The sequence below is a fragment of the Caldinitratiruptor microaerophilus genome (assembly GCF_025999835.1).
Taxonomy (GTDB): Bacteria; Bacillota; Sulfobacillia; order Symbiobacteriales; family ZC4RG38; genus Caldinitratiruptor; species Caldinitratiruptor microaerophilus.
The window spans coordinates 3585474-3599694 of record NZ_AP025628.1 but is presented as its reverse complement, the minus strand read 5'-3'; the positions used below and the strand labels follow the sequence as shown (position 1 = coordinate 3599694).

20 protein-coding genes and 1 riboswitch are annotated in these 14221 nt (G+C 72.8%); of the genes, 8 read left to right on the top strand and 12 right to left on the bottom strand.

Annotated elements, in window-relative coordinates:
- Positions 1-268: 268 nt before the first annotated feature.
- The 4 genes from rimI to caldi_RS17585 form a co-directional block, all read right to left on the bottom strand.
- Positions 269-736 carry a ribosomal protein S18-alanine N-acetyltransferase gene (rimI, locus tag caldi_RS17600; RefSeq protein ID WP_264844843.1) on the bottom strand — a complete coding sequence of 156 codons (468 nt, stop codon included), beginning with the start codon at positions 734-736 and terminating at the stop codon, positions 269-271.
- Between the two features lie 95 nt (positions 737-831).
- Positions 832-1509, bottom strand: coding sequence for a tRNA (adenosine(37)-N6)-threonylcarbamoyltransferase complex dimerization subunit type 1 TsaB (tsaB, locus tag caldi_RS17595; RefSeq protein ID WP_264843036.1), 678 nt, complete (start codon positions 1507-1509; stop codon positions 832-834).
- Entirely contained in the window at positions 1490-1993 is a 504-nt protein-coding gene (gene tsaE, locus caldi_RS17590) for a tRNA (adenosine(37)-N6)-threonylcarbamoyltransferase complex ATPase subunit type 1 TsaE (protein ID WP_264843035.1), read from the bottom strand. The genes tsaB and tsaE overlap by 20 nt, the downstream gene beginning before the upstream one ends.
- Positions 1994-2044: 51 nt before the next feature.
- The gene (locus caldi_RS17585; protein WP_264843034.1) at positions 2045-2830 is read right to left on the bottom strand and encodes an enoyl-ACP reductase FabI; all 786 of its coding nucleotides are present in this window, start codon (positions 2828-2830) and stop codon (positions 2045-2047) included.
- Positions 2831-3010: 180 nt separating this feature from the next.
- Between caldi_RS17585 and caldi_RS17580 the strand changes: the two genes are divergently transcribed.
- Positions 3011-3157 carry a hypothetical protein gene (locus tag caldi_RS17580; protein ID WP_264843033.1) on the top strand — a complete coding sequence of 49 codons (147 nt, stop codon included), beginning with the start codon at positions 3011-3013 and terminating at the stop codon, positions 3155-3157.
- A gap of 256 nt (positions 3158-3413) precedes the next feature.
- On the opposite strand, the gene caldi_RS17575 is transcribed toward caldi_RS17580, so the two are convergent.
- Together caldi_RS17575 and caldi_RS17570 are read right to left on the bottom strand one after the other, a co-directional pair.
- Entirely contained in the window at positions 3414-3986 is a 573-nt protein-coding gene (locus caldi_RS17575; RefSeq protein ID WP_264843032.1) for a DUF1444 family protein, read from the bottom strand.
- 147 nt (positions 3987-4133) lie between these two features.
- On the bottom strand, positions 4134-4298 hold the full coding sequence (locus tag caldi_RS17570) for a hypothetical protein (RefSeq protein ID WP_264843031.1): 165 nt from the start codon (positions 4296-4298) through the stop codon (positions 4134-4136).
- Between the two features lie 73 nt (positions 4299-4371).
- Here caldi_RS17570 and caldi_RS17565 point away from each other — a divergent pair, with 73 nt between their 5' ends.
- Both caldi_RS17565 and caldi_RS17560 read left to right on the top strand, forming a co-directional pair.
- A complete protein-coding gene (locus tag caldi_RS17565) occupies positions 4372-4584 on the top strand; it encodes a hypothetical protein (RefSeq protein WP_264843030.1) in 213 nt (70 codons plus the stop codon).
- A gap of 133 nt (positions 4585-4717) precedes the next feature.
- Positions 4718-5407: a DUF3794 domain-containing protein gene (locus caldi_RS17560; RefSeq protein ID WP_264843029.1), complete on the top strand. Its 690-nt coding sequence runs from the start codon at positions 4718-4720 to the stop codon at positions 5405-5407.
- A gap of 118 nt (positions 5408-5525) precedes the next feature.
- Here the strand turns inward: caldi_RS17560 and caldi_RS17555 are convergent, their stop codons facing one another.
- The 4 genes from caldi_RS17555 to caldi_RS17540 all read right to left on the bottom strand — a co-directional run bounded on the left by caldi_RS17555 (position 5526) and on the right by caldi_RS17540 (position 7144).
- Positions 5526-5906 (bottom strand): hypothetical protein, encoded by a 381-nt coding sequence (locus tag caldi_RS17555; protein ID WP_264843028.1) that lies wholly within the window; start codon positions 5904-5906, stop codon positions 5526-5528.
- A gap of 74 nt (positions 5907-5980) precedes the next feature.
- Positions 5981-6214, bottom strand: a complete 234-nt coding sequence (locus caldi_RS17550; protein WP_319951779.1) for a P-loop NTPase family protein — start codon at positions 6212-6214, stop codon at positions 5981-5983.
- Between the two features lie 26 nt (positions 6215-6240).
- The gene (locus tag caldi_RS17545; protein ID WP_264844846.1) at positions 6241-6378 is read right to left on the bottom strand and encodes a hypothetical protein; all 138 of its coding nucleotides are present in this window, start codon (positions 6376-6378) and stop codon (positions 6241-6243) included.
- 94 nt (positions 6379-6472) lie between these two features.
- Positions 6473-7144, bottom strand: a complete 672-nt coding sequence (locus caldi_RS17540) for a uracil-DNA glycosylase (RefSeq protein WP_454464616.1) — start codon at positions 7142-7144, stop codon at positions 6473-6475.
- Between the two features lie 126 nt (positions 7145-7270).
- Between caldi_RS17540 and caldi_RS17535 the strand changes: the two genes are divergently transcribed.
- A complete protein-coding gene (locus caldi_RS17535; RefSeq protein ID WP_264843027.1) occupies positions 7271-8107 on the top strand; it encodes a DODA-type extradiol aromatic ring-opening family dioxygenase in 837 nt (278 codons plus the stop codon).
- On the opposite strand, the gene caldi_RS17530 is transcribed toward caldi_RS17535, so the two are convergent.
- Positions 8077-9021: an NAD-dependent epimerase/dehydratase family protein gene (locus caldi_RS17530; protein ID WP_264843026.1), complete on the bottom strand. Its 945-nt coding sequence runs from the start codon at positions 9019-9021 to the stop codon at positions 8077-8079. The two genes, caldi_RS17535 and caldi_RS17530, sit on opposite strands and share 31 nt — an antisense overlap.
- Complete coding sequence (gene galU, locus caldi_RS17525) at positions 9018-9914, bottom strand: UTP--glucose-1-phosphate uridylyltransferase GalU (protein WP_406568095.1); 897 nt, start codon at positions 9912-9914, stop codon at positions 9018-9020. Before galU ends, caldi_RS17530 begins: the two co-directional genes overlap by 4 nt.
- A 248-nt stretch (positions 9915-10162) precedes the next feature.
- Between galU and caldi_RS17520 the strand changes: the two genes are divergently transcribed.
- The 4 genes from caldi_RS17520 (at position 10163) to caldi_RS17505 (ending at position 14174) form a co-directional block, all read left to right on the top strand.
- A complete protein-coding gene (locus caldi_RS17520; protein ID WP_264843025.1) occupies positions 10163-10927 on the top strand; it encodes a sigma factor in 765 nt (254 codons plus the stop codon).
- Positions 10924-12363, top strand: coding sequence for an anti-sigma-I factor RsgI family protein (locus caldi_RS17515; RefSeq protein WP_264843024.1), 1440 nt, complete (start codon positions 10924-10926; stop codon positions 12361-12363). Before caldi_RS17520 ends, caldi_RS17515 begins: the two co-directional genes overlap by 4 nt.
- Before the next feature lie 50 nt (positions 12364-12413).
- Positions 12414-12503: riboswitch (cyclic di-GMP riboswitch) on the top strand.
- Between the two features lie 67 nt (positions 12504-12570).
- Entirely contained in the window at positions 12571-13515 is a 945-nt protein-coding gene (locus caldi_RS17510; protein WP_264843023.1) for a hypothetical protein, read from the top strand.
- 176 nt (positions 13516-13691) lie between these two features.
- Entirely contained in the window at positions 13692-14174 is a 483-nt protein-coding gene (locus tag caldi_RS17505; RefSeq protein ID WP_264843022.1) for an OsmC family protein, read from the top strand.
- Positions 14175-14221 lie beyond the last annotated feature (47 nt).

Here is a 14221-nt window from a genome sequence, read left to right as displayed (position 1 = left end):
CCGGTTGCAACCGGTAGTTTCTGCCGCCCGTGGCCGCTGCCCCCGGCCGGGCCTGGAGCCCGCTCCAGGAGCGGCGCCGACGTCCGCTATTATACCAGGCCCCGAATCCGTGTCAAGCGGCTCCGCGGCGGCGCCGCCGTTCGCCGGCTGCGCCTGACCGCCGCGGCCGCAGGCGGCGTTCGCTTCGCCCGCCCGGGCGGGCGCACCCGCCGCCGCATGACGCCGGCCACGTGCCCGCGCGGCCATCGCCAGCGGGTCGAAGGCACCTTCACGGGCACGGATCCTCGCCGCCGGCATCCGCCGGGCCGCCGGGGATCGGGTCGAGCCACATGATCAGCGCGTCCTCGTGCGTGTCCGTGTAGTACCCCTTGCGGATGCCGGCGGGGCGGAAGCCGAGCTTGACGTAGAGATTCTGGGCCGCGTGGTTGGAAACCCGCACCTCGAGCGTCATGCGCGTGATGCCGTACGAGCGGGCGCAGTCCATGAGCCGGCGCATCAGCGCCTCGCCGATCCCGCGCCCCCGCCAGTCGGGGTGAACGGCGATGTTCGTGACGTGCGCCTCGTCCAGGATGAGCCACATCCCGCCGTACCCCACGACCTGCCGCCCTGCCCGGGCCACGAAGTACCGGGCGTGGGTGTTCGCGGTGACCTCGTGGACGAACGCCTGGCGGGACCAGGTCGTGGGAAACGAGAGGCGCTCGACGACCATCACGCCGTCGATGTCCGCCAGGCTCATCGGGACGATCTCCACGCCCTCGTCCTTCACCCCACCGCCCCCCGGGGCCCGCGCCGCGGTCCGACTTCCGCCGGCGAGCGGGCCCGCCCGTGGCATCACTCCGGGCCGACCTGCAGAGCCGGTCCGGGACGCAGGTACACCGGCACGACGGCATCGGCCGTCACCCCGCGCCCCTCGCGCAGTATGACCTCTCCGAGGGCCGCCACCGCCCAGCCGCGGGGCCACCGGTCCCCGGCCGGGGCCGGAAGCAGCCAGCCCGGCCGGACGGCGGGGTCGATACCGGCGGGCCACTCGCCGGGCGAGAGGACCGGACGGCCATCTCGCAGGCGGTCGACCTCCTCGAGCCACTCGGACACCGGCACGACCCGCGGCCCGATGAGCCGCCGCCCCCCATCGAAGAAGGCGGCGTAAACGGCGGCCCGACGGGCGTCGAGCATCGGGGCAACAGGCAGCCCCGCCCCCGCCAGACCGTGGGCCATCGCGTCCAGGGTCCCCACCGGGGCAACCGGCAGCCCGAGCGCGAAGGCCAGCCCCTTGGCGGTCGCCAGGCCCACCCGCAGCCCCGTGAACGATCCGGGACCGATCCCCACCGCGACCCCGGTGAGGTCGGACCGCGGCCGGCCGGCCTCGGCCAGCGCCTGGGCGATCAGGGGCATGAGCCGGACTCCGTGTACCCGCGGGTGAATCACGGTGAGCTCGACGAGGAGGTTCCCGTCCTCGACCAGCGCCACCGTGCACGCCGGTGTTGCCGTGTCAAAGCCCAGCGTGAGCACGCCGCAGTTCCTCCACGAGCCGTTCGTAACGCGCTCCGGCGGGACGGAAAGTCAGCCGCCGCTCCGCCGCTCCGGCGTCAGGACCTGGCCCGCCGGCGCCTCCCCTCACCGCGGCCAGCTGCACCTCGAGGTGCTCCGGCGGCCACAGGTCGCGGGCGCGGTCGGCCCACTCCACGATGCACACCCCGTCGCCGTAGAACGAGTCCTCGTAGCCGAGCGCCGCGAGATCGCCTGCCGGGTCCAGGCGGTACAGGTCCCAGTGGAACGCGGGGACCCGGCCCCGGCGGTACTCCCACAGGAGCGTGAAGGTGGGGCTGCCGCCGCTGCGGACGACTCCGAGCCCCGACAGGATGCCGGCCGCCAGCACGCTCTTGCCGGCGCCCAGGTCGCCGACCAGGGCGACGAAGCTCCCGGGCCAGAGGCGCTCGCCGAGCCAGCGCCCCAGCGCGGCAGTCTCCTCGGGAGAGTGGGACACCAGTTCCACGACCAAGCGCCGCCACCGCCGGTGCGAGAAGATCGGGGCGCGGAGCGGAGGTCACACGCCCATGATATGGTACCCGGCATCGACGAACAGAACGGTGCCGGTGATGCCCCGGGAGAGGTCGCTGGCAAGGAAAAGTCCGGCGCCGCCGATGTCCTCCTGGGTCACGTTGCGGCGCAGCGGGGCCCGTTCCTCCATCACCTTGAGGATGTTCGAGAAACCTTTCACGCCCATCGCTGCCAGCGTCTTGATCGGGCCGGCCGAGATGGCGTTGACGCGAATGCCGTCCGGGCCCAGGTCGGCCGCGAGGTAGCGCACCGTGGCCTCCAGAGCCGCCTTGGCGACCCCCATCACGTTGTACCCTTGCACGGCCCGTTCGGAGCCCAGGTACGTCATGGTGAAGATGCTGCCGCCACCGGCCCTCTGCATGAGGGGCCGCGCCCGCCGGGCGACGGCCACCAGCGAGTACGCGCTGATCTGAAGTGCCGTGTCCCAGTCCTCCGGCCGGGTGTCGACGAACGCCCCGTCCAGCGCCTCCCGCGGCGCGTACGCCAGGGAGTGCACAAGGACGTCGAGCCGCCCCCACCGCTCCTCGAGCGAGGCGAACAGGGCGTCGATCTCGGCCGGCCGGGTCACGTCGCAAGGGTAGATCGGGACGTCGGGGCCGAGGCTCCGCGCGAGCTCCTCGACGTTCTCGCGCAGTCGCTCGTTCTGGTAGTTGAAGGCCAGCTCGGCTCCCCCTGCGTGGAGGGCCTGGGCGATGCCCCAGGCAATGGACCGCTTGTTGGCCACCCCCAGGATGAGCGCCTTCTTCCCTGCGACCAGCCCCGCTGCCGGCATCTCCGCTCCCCTTCCCGGTTCAGCTTGTGCGGCCGGGCGGTGGGGCAGGGTGCCCCGGACGGAACGCCCGGCTCAGTGTTACCTTAACGCACCGGTGGGCGGGTGTAAACATGGCCCGTTGCCGCGGCCTCAGTCAACCGACGCACGGCGCGCATAGGTTGACATAAGGAGGTGAGCGCCGTGCAGGTTCAGCAGCGGGATCCGATCTCCGCCGAGCTGGCCGTGATCCTCGTGCTCGTGCTGCTCCTGTTCCTGCGCCCGGTCGTCATCGTCCGGCCGCCGCGCAGGCGCCGGGTGGTGGTCATCCCGGGGCGCCCGTCCAACTGAACCTCGGTTTTCCACGCACACCGCGGGCTGGCCGGGCGTAGCGTTGACATAAGGAGGTGAGCGACGTGCGCACCCAGCAGCAGATCAGCCCCGAGCTCCTGATCGTGCTCGTGCTGGTGCTCCTCCTCGCCACGGGCGTGTTCCCGACCCGGTGACGCCCGCGGCTACACGTGGTCCCGGTTCGTCCGCCGTACCCACCCGGGCGCCCAGCGCCCGGGTTCGTGCCGCGTGTGGGGCCCCGGCGTTCGCCCCGGCCCTACTCGAGGCGGTCGACCACCAGGCGGTGGCCTGTCCAGACGTACACGTGGGGACTCACGGGGAAGATGGTGGTCTGGAACCGCTCGCGGGTGAGCCGGTGGAAGGCGGCTCGCTTCTGCGGGTCCCGGTCGCCCGTGGCCGCCAGCCAGTGCCGGTCCGGAACGGCGAGCAGGAGCCGGCCGTCGACCTGGGACGCGGCCTCTGCCAGCCACCGGTGAAGGAGGATGCGGGCGGCGTCGTACCCGTCCTGCACGTTCCAGATGAACATGGGGTCCCGCTTCCCGGGCGGGTTCATGACGATCGGGAAGAGGGGCCGGGACTTCTCATCGAGGTTCCACAGGGCGATCTGGTGCAGCCCGTCCGGCCCGATTCCCCAGGCCTGCAGCTCCTCCCAGGTGACGTAGCGGATCTCGTTGGGGCCCACGTCCTCGACATACACGACGGCCAGGTCCTCGGCGAGAAGGCGCGCGACCATGTGGCCCTCGCCGAGGGATTCCACCCGCTTCGGGGGCAGGAGCATCGGGAACAGCCGGTCACGGATGGCTTCCAGGGACAGCAGGGATTGGGCCACGTGGCACCTCCGTTCGCCCATGCCGTGGGGCACGGATTCAGGCTACCACGACGCGCCCGCAAACGCCAGTATCCCGTACCTGCGCCCGGCGGAGCGGCCACGGCCACACCGGGCACGGGCCTCGGACGTCAAACAAGGCGCGATGGGTTACTCGCAGCGCAGCAGGAAGTCGCACGCCGGGTCGCTACGCTCCGGCAGGAAGTGGTCGACCCGCACGTGGCGGTGCCGGGTCAGGCGGTCCTCCACGTCCCGCAGGCGGTCGACCCGCTCCGGCCCGGGCAGTCGGGGCGTGCATGCAGCCGGGGCGTGCATGCAGCCCACCCCCGTGGCCCGGTGCCCCCACACGCAGCACGGGCACACTACCCTACGGTGAGGTGGGGAACCGATGTCCAAGAAGAGCGAGCGCAACCAGGACCTTCAGCAGGGCAAGGCCGAACGCGGCTACGGCGGCTACCTGCCCTCAGTGGCCCGGGGCGGCGGCCGCCTCGCCCTCCCGGTCGACCCCGAGCCTGCGGTGCAGGAGGACGACAAGGAGCGGCAGCGCCCGGAGCCCTGGGAGACCAAGGACGTGCGCGACCCCGACAGGGGCGGACGCTAGCGCACGGTGTCCCTCCGGTGCACGCCGGGTCCCCGGCTGTGACAGCGCGGTGACCTTGCACCTCTTATGTCAACCCTGCGGGGCATGCGCATACACTGCCGTAGAACCCGTGCACCGGGGGAGGAACCTATCCGTGACAACCCTGATGCCCATCCAGGGTGGACAGCAGGAAGTCCAGGTCGAGGTGCCCGTCCTGGTAGGGTCAGGACAGGCACGTTCGCTCGTCTGCACCACCATCCCGCTCCCCAGTCCGGCCCTCGAGGTCAAGGACATCCGCAAGAAGGTGATCATCGACTCCTGCAAGGTCATTCCGGACCGCGTGATCATTGACGGCCGGCTCCGAAAAGATGTAAACTTCAAGACTCTCACGGCCGGGACCGTGCCCCCGAAGCCCGGCGTGTTCACGGCGTGCTCCGGGATCGTGAACACGGCCAGCGGGGCCGTGCTGCACACCACCGTGGACGTGGCTTTCAACCTCTTCATCACGATCCCCGGGGCCCGTCCGGGCGACACATGCACGGTACTTCAGGCGGTCGTCGAGGGCGAATCCGAGGAACCGGCCAACGTCACCACCCACGGGACGTTCACCACGCTGGTCGACAAGAGCCTTGTCCTCGTCTGCGCCAAGGTCACCCGTCCGGGGGTCGTCACCGTCACCACGCCTGTCGCCCCGGTCGAGCCCTGCCCGCCCGCCATCACCTCCGGAGTCCCGCAGAGCGGGAACGTGGTCACCTTCCCCGGCAGCGCGGTGCCCGGACCGACCGTGGGCACCGCAATCGGCCCCACCGTCGTGTTTCCCGGCCCCCAGGCTCCCGGTGTCTGACCCCGGCGCACCGTGTCCGGGCCGGAACGCCCGTGCAGGCCCCGGCTGGATGTTCTGCCCAGTTGCCGGGGCCTGCACCGTCCGGGACCGCGGGACCCGCCCGCTAGGAACACGCGCCTCAGGGGCCGGCTGGTCCCGCCCCGCCCCGACCCGTGTAGACCGATACCACCTGGCCTGTGGTCTGTACATACGTCGGGCCGTCCGGGCCGGGTACTTCCTGGAACACCCGGACCTGGACGGCCCCCGGACCGGACCCCCCGGGCCACGACGCAAAGGACGGGCCGCGGGGTGCGGGCGCGCGGTCCGCCGCGGTCTCGTCGGCAACCGAGACGGAGAACGCGCCGCCGCGCGAGCCGGCGGAATCCCGCCCCGACCGACCCGGCGGTGTGAGGCCGGCCCCGTCCGGCCAGCGGCTGCCTGCGCCCAGGCTGAAACCGAGAAGGAGCCAGAAGAGCGCGCTGCGCGCCCCTGCCGCATCGGGCTGCCCGCCCAGGAACACGGGCACCACCTCCCCCGCTGTCATCGTACGCCGGGGGAGGCCGGGACGCCGCCGCACCGCAGCACCGTGCCCCATCAGGCCATCTCGAGCCGCACGCGACTGCCCCGGCCGCCGGGCTGCGCCGGGTCGACGAGCACGCCGCGCCGGGGGCGGGCCCGAAGCTCCGGCACGTGGCCGGTCCTCCCGATGGGCATGTTCTCGAACTGCAGCCGCTCCAGCACCCCGATCACCGTCTCCAGCTCGAGCGGATACCACCCCCGCAGCTGAATCTGGGCCGGCAACGCCAGGGCGAGCGACAAGGACGTCAAGAACGTCTCGCCGCCGGAGAGGCTGGTCACCGGCTGGCGGAGGTGGGCCCCTTCGCCTCGGCGACCTCGCCGATCTCGTCCAGCACCTTCGCCTGCTCGTCCAGGCGGCTGCGGCCCTCGAGCGTCCCGCCGAGGTGCCAGTCGGCCGTGGGGAGGATGCGCACGTTCGCCACTCCCGGAAAACCGCACGGCGCCCCCGGCGAACCCCGCCGGTGCCTGGTCGGGGGCGGCAGGGGCGGCCCAGGAGGCGCCGAAACCCTATACGTACTTGCAGACGTGGTTGGGGTCCACCAGCTCCCGGTACTTGCGGACGACCGCCTTGACGTCCTCCCACACCGGCCGCTTCTTCTCCGGGTCGCGGAGGAGCGCGGCGGGGTGGTAGGTCGGGAGGAACCAGATGCCGTCCTTCTGCACCCACTGACCCCGCAGCCGGGTGATGCTGGCCCGGGGGTCCAGGAGCGTCTGCACGGCGGTGGCCCCGAGGAGGATCACGATCTTGGGGCGGACCAAGCGGATCTGCGCCCGCAGGTTGGGCCAGCAGGCAGCGCGCTCCTCCCACACGGGCACCCGGTTGCCGGGCGGCCGGCACTTCACCACGTTGGCGATGTAGGTGTGCGTGAAGCGCTCGAACCCGCCGGCGGCCAGGATCCGGTCCAGCAGCTGGCCCGCCCGGCCCACGAACGGGCGGCCGAGGCGGTCCTCGTCTGCACCCGGGCCCTCCCCGATGAGCATCAGCCGGGCCGACGGGTTGCCCTCGCCGAAGACGACGCCCTGGCAGCCGTCCCGGAGCGGGCAGGCGCGGCAGCCGAGGACCCTCGACTTCAGCGCCTCCATGTCGGGCAGCTGGTCGAGCTCGGTCGGCGGTTCGCCAAAGATGTCGCCCGGCTGCGGGGAGCCGCCCGCCGGCAGGAACCGGGGCTGCGTGGCCACCACCATCCCCCCTGGACAAGGGTCGCCACACCCGGTTTCGGCCCCTGCGGGGCGGATTCCTGCCAGGTCACCGGAGCCGCCCCGCCGGCACACACGGAAGGACGGAACGGAGGACAGGAGATCCGGATGGGGCTCATCTTCGCAGCGATCGCCCCGCACGGGGGCGAGTGCCTGCCGGAGTTCGCCGTACACGCCCCGGAGCGCGCCGCCCGCACCCGGGCGGCCATGGCCCGGATGGGGGAGCGGCTCGCCGAGCTCGAGCCGGACGTCGTCGTGGTGGCCACGCCCCACGGGCTGGCCGTGCCCGGGGCGATGGCCCTGCCCATCGCCGCCGAGGCGCGGGGCCACCTCGAGGGCGGTGGCCAGCGCGTGGAGGCCGGGTTCGCCATCGACGGCCCCCTGGCCTGGACCCTGGCCGCCCACGGGGCCCGCGCGGGGGTGCCGGTGGCGCCTTCCTTCTTTCCCCAGGGCTTCACCGCGCCCCTCGACTGGGGGGCGCTGATTCCCCTCTACTACATGGGCCGGTCCTACCGGCCCCGGCCCGAGGTCGTGCTGGTGACCCCTTCTCCCGACCTGCCCTTGTCCCTGCACGTGAAGTTCGGCGAGGCCCTGGCCGAGGTGGCGGAGGCCTCAGGCCGGCGGGTGGCCTTCATCGCCAGCGCCGACCAGGGGCACTGCCACCACCCCGACGGACCCTACGGGTACGACGAGAAGTCGGCGGAGTACGACCGGCTGTTCTGCGAGGCCGTCGAGGCGCAGGACCTCGGCCGGCTCCTGAACGTGGACGGAGAACTGGTCGAGCGGGGCAAGCCGGACAGCCTGTGGCAGGCGCTCATCCTCCACGGCGCGCTCCAGCGGCGGCCGATGCAGGGCCGCCTCCTCTCCTACGAGGTCCCGACTTACTTCGGCATGGCCTGCGCGATGTACGAGCCTCAGGACGGTTCCCCCGCGACCTCGCGGTAGTAGGCGACCGTCTCCCGCAGCCCCTCGTCGAGGCCCGTGGCCGGCTCCCACCCGAGCGCCTGCCGCGCCCGGGAGGGGTCGAGGACGGAGTGCGGGATGTCGCCCGGCCGGGGCGGCCCGAACACCGGCGGCCGGTCCCAGCCGGTCAGCGCCGCGATCCGGCGCCAGAGGTCGAGAACCGTCACCGCACGCCCGGTGGCCAGGTTGAGGATGGCGCCCGACCCGGCCCACAGCGCCAGAAGGTGCGCCCGGGCCACGTCGCGGACGTGGACGAAGTCCCGGGTCTGGCGCCCGTCGCCGTGGACGACCGGCCCGGGGCCTCGTCCGCCGGTTCCCGCCAGCATGGCGGTGGCGAACGCGGGCACCACCGCCCCCTCGCCGGTCACGGCCTGACGGGGACCGTAGACGTTGGCGAAGCGGAGGATCACGAAGTCCAGACCGTACAGGTCGCCGTAAAGGCGGACGTACACCTCCCCGGCCAGCTTGGAGGCCCCGTACGGCCTGAGGGGGCGGAGCGGCGCGTCCTCGGAGAGCGGCAGTCGCTCGGGCTGCCCGTAAACGGCAGCCGATGAGGCGTAGACGAACCGCCGCACCCCCGCGCGGCGGCAGGCTTCCAGGACGTTCAGGGTGCCCAGGGCGTTGGCGCGCAGGTCGGCCACCGGGTCCCGCACCGACGCGGCCGCCGACACCTGGGCGGCCAGGTGCAGCACGGCGTCGGGCCGCAGGGCCTCCACCAGGGCAGCGGCCTCGGGGGAGGCGACGTCGGCCCTGTGGAGAGGGACGCCGGCCGGCAGGTGCCGGAGGTCGCCGGTCGAGAGGTCGTCGAGGACCTCCACCCGGTGGCCGGCGCCCACCAGGGCCTCCACCACGTGCGAGCCGATGAACCCGGCGCCGCCCGTCACCAGCACCCTCATCGCCCGGGTCCGTCCGGCTCCCGGGCCGGCTCGAGGTTCAGGCTCCGCAGGTACTCCCGGAAGGCCGGGCCGATGTCCTCGCGGGCCAGCGCGAACTCGACCGTGGCCCGGAGATAACCGAGCTTCTCCCCCACGTCGTAGCGTTCGGACTCGACCTCGTAAGCGAAGACGGGCGAGCGCCGGAGCAGCGTGCGGAGGCCGTCCGTCAGCTGGATCTCGCCGCTGTGGCCCGGCGGCAGGTCGGCCAGGATCGGGAAGATGCCCGGGTCGACGATGTAGCGGCCGACCACGGCCATCGTCGAGGGCGCGTGGGCGGGATCGGGCTTCTCCACCAGGTCCAGGACGCGGTGAAGGCGCCCGCCCATGGGCTCTGCCCGGACGATGCCGTAACGGCTGACCTGTTCCCGGGGGACCTCGCGCACCGCCACCACGCTGCCGCCGTGGCGCTCGTGCTGGCGGATCAGCTCGACGAGGCAGGGCTCTGCGCCGGTGAAGATCTCGTCGCCCAGGAGGATCGCGAAGGGCTCGTCCCCCACGTGGCGCCACGCCTGGAGGATCGCGTGGCCCAGGCCGAGCGGCTGCTTCTGGCGGATGAAGTGGATGTCCACCAGGTCGGCGATCTCCCGGACCCGGTCGAGCAGGTCGTCCTTCTGCTGCTGCTGCAGGTGGTACTCCAGTTCCAGCGTGCGGTCGAAGTGGTCCTCGATCGCCCGCTTGCCCCGCCCGGTGATGATGAGGATGTCCTCGATCCCGGCCTGGGCGGCCTCTTCCACGACGTACTGGATGATCGGCTTGTCGACGACCGGCAGCATCTCCTTGGGTTGGGCCTTCGTGGCCGGCAGGAAGCGGGTCCCGTATCCCGCCGCCGGGATGACCGCCTTGCGCACGCGCACGGCAATCCCTCCCCCCGGAACACAGTGCAGGTGCCTTGTACACTTCGAGCCTGGGGCCGCCGAAATCCTGCGCCCGCGCCTCCGACCCCCCGAAACCGCCCCACGGGTCCGCAAGAAAAGGCAGAGACGGGCCAGGCCCTCCGCCGGAGCCGGGCATCCGCCGCTGCCAGGAATCGGGAGCCCGGACGGGGAATGGATATGGAAAGCACTCCCTCGGAGGCAGTATGGCAGGGGAGGATCTGGCCAGCTTGGTCAAGGCCGCGCAGGCCGGGAACGAGGAAAGCCGCCGGGCCCTCCTGGAAGCCGCCCGGCCGTTCGTCCGGCGCGTGGCCGAGGCGGCGTGCCGGCGGCGCCTGGAGTGGGAGAACGACGACGAGCTGAGCGTGGCGCTCATCGCCTTCAACGAGGCGGTGGACACGTACGCCGTCGGCCGCGGGGCCCGGTTCGAGACGTATGCGGCCGCCGTGATCCGCCACCGGCTCGTCGACTACTTCCGCCAGGAGGCCCCGCATCGCCGTGTGCTCTCGCTGGATGCCCCGCGGGCCGGGGAGGCGGGCTCAACCGGAACACCCGCCCCGCTGGCTGCCGCCGCGGAGCGGCTGCCGTCCGGCGGCTGGACGCCGGATCCGCTCGCGAACAGCGCCGAGGCCATCGCGGAGCGCGCGGACGAGATCCGCCGCTATGCGGCCCACCTCGCCCGTTTCGGGCTCACCCTGGCCGACCTCCGGCGCGCCGCCCCCCAGCACCGCGACACCCGCGAGCGTCTGGTGGCCATCGCCCGCCACCTCGCCGCCGACCCCGAGCTCTCCGCCCGCTTCCTGACCCAGCGACGGCTGCCCCTGGCCGACCTGGCGGCGGCCACGGGGGCGAGCCGGAAGGTGCTCGACTCCGGCCGCCGCTACATCACCGGCGTGGCCCTCCTGCTCCTGGCCGAGGACCTCGACGGGCTCCGCAGCTTCGCCGGACTGGACCGGCCCGATCCATCCCGCCGCGAGAGGGGGGACGCTCCGTGAACCCGACCATCCGGGGAGTCGTGCTCGACGCCGGCGACGGCACCGTTCTCCTCCTCACCGACGCGGGCGAGCTGCGGTCCGTTCCCTGGTCCGGCGATCCGCCGCAAGTCGGCGCGGTGGTCGTCGGGCCCGCCGGCGCCGAGGCCGGGTCCGGCGACCCGGGCACGGTCCCGGCCCGCCCGGCGCCTGGGGCCCGGCACCCGGTCCGCCGCGTCCGGCGCGTCCTGGTCGCCGCCGCGGCCGCCGCCCTCGTGCCCCTGGCCTGGTGGCTGGGGCCCGGTCGCAGCAGGCCGGCCCTTCCCGCCCTGGCCGTGGTGGCCGTCGACATCAACCCGAGCGTCGAGCTCTGGGTCGGGGACGCGGGCACCGTGCTCCGGGCCAGCCCACAGAACCCCGACGGGGAGCGGGTCCTGACAGAACTCGACCTCGTGGGCCTGCCGGCGCCCGCCGCCGCCGCGGCGGTCGTACGGCGGGCGGCCGAACTCGGCTACCTGGGCGGACCGGATCCCGCGGTGCTGGTGACGGTGGTCGACCTGAAGCCCCGGAACGGCGGCGCGGCCGGTGGCCCTTCGCTCGATCCCGCAGAGCTCGCCGGCGCGGTGGAAGCCGGACTCCGCGCCGGTCCTCCCGGTCCCGCACTGGTGGTGGTCCAGCGAGTGCCAAAGGGCGTGCTGGACGCGGCACACCGCAGCGGCCTCCCCGTGGGCGTGTACACGGCCGTCGAGCGAGCCCGGGGCCTGTCCCTGCCCGTCGACCCGGCCGCGGTGAAGGCAGGGGGCCTGCGTAGGGCGCTGGCGGCTGCCGGTGCCAGCGTCGGTTCCCTGTACGAGACCTCCGCACCCGGCGGGGACCCGCAGGCGCCCCTCGTGCTGCGGACCGGTGCCGGCCCCGCGCCGGCGCCGGACACAGGCCGCGGCGATGATGAAAGCAGCCGTGGCGACCGCACGCCGCACGGATCGCCCGCGGCCGCCGCCCCGGGCGGCGCAGGGCGCCGGAGCGGGAACTCACGGGCCGGTAGCCCGGCAGCCCCGCCGGGGGCCGGGCAGGCCAGCCAGCCGGGCAGTGAGAGTACGCCAGGGTCCCTCACACCGCCTGTCGGTCGCGGCGAGGCGCAGGAGGACGAGCCTTCCGGCCTCACGCAGGGCGAGGTACCGCAGGCAGACGAAGCGGACGACTCCGCCGGGGGACCGCGTGACCACGACGGGCGATCCCCCGCGGCCGATCCGGATGGCCCGCCGTCCCGGGACGAGGCCGGGGACGAGCCGGCGGACGAGCTGTCCGGCGGCGACGAGGCGCGCGCGGAGCCCGAACCCGACGGGAAGAAGTCGGACACCCGGGAGGACTCCGGGGACGAGAAGGACTCCGACGGCGGCGGGAGTCACGAGAAGGATGACGGCGACATTCGCAGTGGGGGCGGCAAACCGTCGGGTGACTGATCTCCCCGACCCCCCGAAACTCGAACGGAATCTCCGAATGAGATGGTAGCCGGCGACAAGGGCACACCCGCCGAAAGGCGGGGCCGCAAAGCCACGGGCCTACCGCCCGCACCGCGGGCCAGGGCAGCCGGGCTGCCGCAGGCAGGTCCCCTTCCGAGGGGCTGCCGGTCGCCCTTGGCAAGACCTCTCCGAAGGGAGCGAAGGCGAATGTCGATGCGTCCACGCAGTCTCCTGGCGATCGTGACGGGCCTGCTCCTGCTGTTGCCGTCCCTCGCGACGGCGGCAGAGACGGCACCGGCCGACTCCACGGGCGTGGTCACGGCGCCCACCGATCCCATGCTGACCCCGACCGACCCCGGCACGGGTGACCCCACGGGAACTCCGGTCGACCCTGTGGCGGAGGATCCGGAAGAGGAAGACGACGGCCCGTGGGGTACCGTCGTCTCGGTGGTGCCGGTGCTCTCCCCCGACGGCCAGGTCCTGGCCTATTCGCTGAACGTGCTGCAGCCCGACGGGACGATCCAGAACGTCGTGGTCGCTCCGGACGCGGGAGCCGAGTTCCGGGCCTGGGAGGTACCGGTCAGCAGCCTGCAGCCGGGTGACGCCCTGCGCCTGAACAACACGGGCCTGGGGATCCAGCTGCGGGTGCGGCGCACCGTCCAGCAAATGGAAGGCACGATCACGGCCGTGACGCCGCCCTCGGAGACCGACCCCGGTTCCGTCACGGTCCTGGTGGACGGCACGGAGGTCACCGTCCCGCTCACGGGCGCCCTGGCGGGGCTGGCCGACAGCCTCCAGGCCGGGTACAAGCTGGAGCTGAAGTCGGCCGGCAACCTGGTCTTCAAGGCCAAGGTGAAGACCGAGCAGGGAACGGAGGTCTCCTTCGAGCTCAAGAAGGGCGGTCCGGAGCGCAAGGTCGGGCAGGCGGACGGCGAGGACGAAACCGAGTTCGAGGACGGGGCGGACGGCCCGGACGAGCCGGAGATCGACGATGAGGACGCCCAACTCAACAACGTGGACGACCAGGCGGTCGGGGACGAGGAAGACGAGAACGACTCGGACAAGGGCGGTCACGGCAAGTCGGACAAGGGCAAGGGAAACGACCGGGGAAACCCCTCTGACGACCACGAGGACGAAGAGGGAGACGACTGACGGCGGCACCCGGCAGTGGGGGCGGGCGGAATCCGGCCGGATTCCGCCCGCCTCGCGCGTCGGCCGCTCGCGCAGCGAAAAAGTGGTCTACTCTTATGGAACACTTGGTTGACCGTATCGATCCGCCCGTGCTACGGTCTTGGCAAGAGGACCACCTGACGGGAGGAGGAGGCGCCATGGCAGCCGTAGAGGGGACCGAACCCCTCCTCGTGACCACGTCCGCCACCGCCCGGGCGGAGGAAGGGATGCGGAGTTCCGTCCGCATGCGGGATTTCGGGCCTGTCGTGATGGACGAGCCGGAAAGCCTGGGCGGGACCGACCGCGGCCCCAACCCCATGGAGTACGTGATGGGCGCGCTGGGCGGTTGCGTCTCGGTCATGATCCGCCTCATCGCGGGCGAGATGGGCTTTCGCTACGCCGGCGCGGACATCCATGCGGACGGCGTGCTCGACGTGCGGGGTCTCCTGGGCACCCCGGGCGTGCGGCGCCACTTCCAGACCGTGAACCTGACCGTCACGCTCGAGACCGACGAGCCGCCGGAGCGCGTGGCCGAACTCCGGGAGAAGGTCCACGACCGCTGCCCTGCCATCAACCTCCTCAAGGATGCCGGGGTCGAGTTGCGGGCTGACTGGCGGGCGATTCCATCCCGGGACGCCTGACTGGTGCATCCCGTGCGCAGGCCACAGAGGCCGGCTTTCCCCGCGGC

What these genes read in the sequence shown, in the direction of transcription:
- rimI (WP_264844843.1), bottom strand. Translation starts at nt 736, where the DNA reads ATGAGCCTGGCGGACATCGACGGCGTGATGGTCGTCGAGCGCCTCTCG.
- caldi_RS17585 (WP_264843034.1), bottom strand. Translation starts at nt 2,830, where the DNA reads ATGCCGGCAGCGGGGCTGGTCGCAGGGAAGAAGGCGCTCATCCTGGGG.
- caldi_RS17570 (WP_264843031.1), bottom strand. Translation starts at nt 4,298, where the DNA reads ATGCACGCCCCGGCTGCATGCACGCCCCGACTGCCCGGGCCGGAGCGG.
- caldi_RS17565 (WP_264843030.1), top strand. Translation starts at nt 4,372, where the DNA reads ATGTCCAAGAAGAGCGAGCGCAACCAGGACCTTCAGCAGGGCAAGGCC.
- caldi_RS17535 (WP_264843027.1), top strand. Translation starts at nt 7,271, where the DNA reads ATGGGGCTCATCTTCGCAGCGATCGCCCCGCACGGGGGCGAGTGCCTG.
- caldi_RS17530 (WP_264843026.1), bottom strand. Translation starts at nt 9,021, where the DNA reads ATGAGGGTGCTGGTGACGGGCGGCGCCGGGTTCATCGGCTCGCACGTG.
- caldi_RS17510 (WP_264843023.1), top strand. Translation starts at nt 12,571, where the DNA reads ATGTCGATGCGTCCACGCAGTCTCCTGGCGATCGTGACGGGCCTGCTC.
- caldi_RS17505 (WP_264843022.1), top strand. Translation starts at nt 13,692, where the DNA reads ATGGCAGCCGTAGAGGGGACCGAACCCCTCCTCGTGACCACGTCCGCC.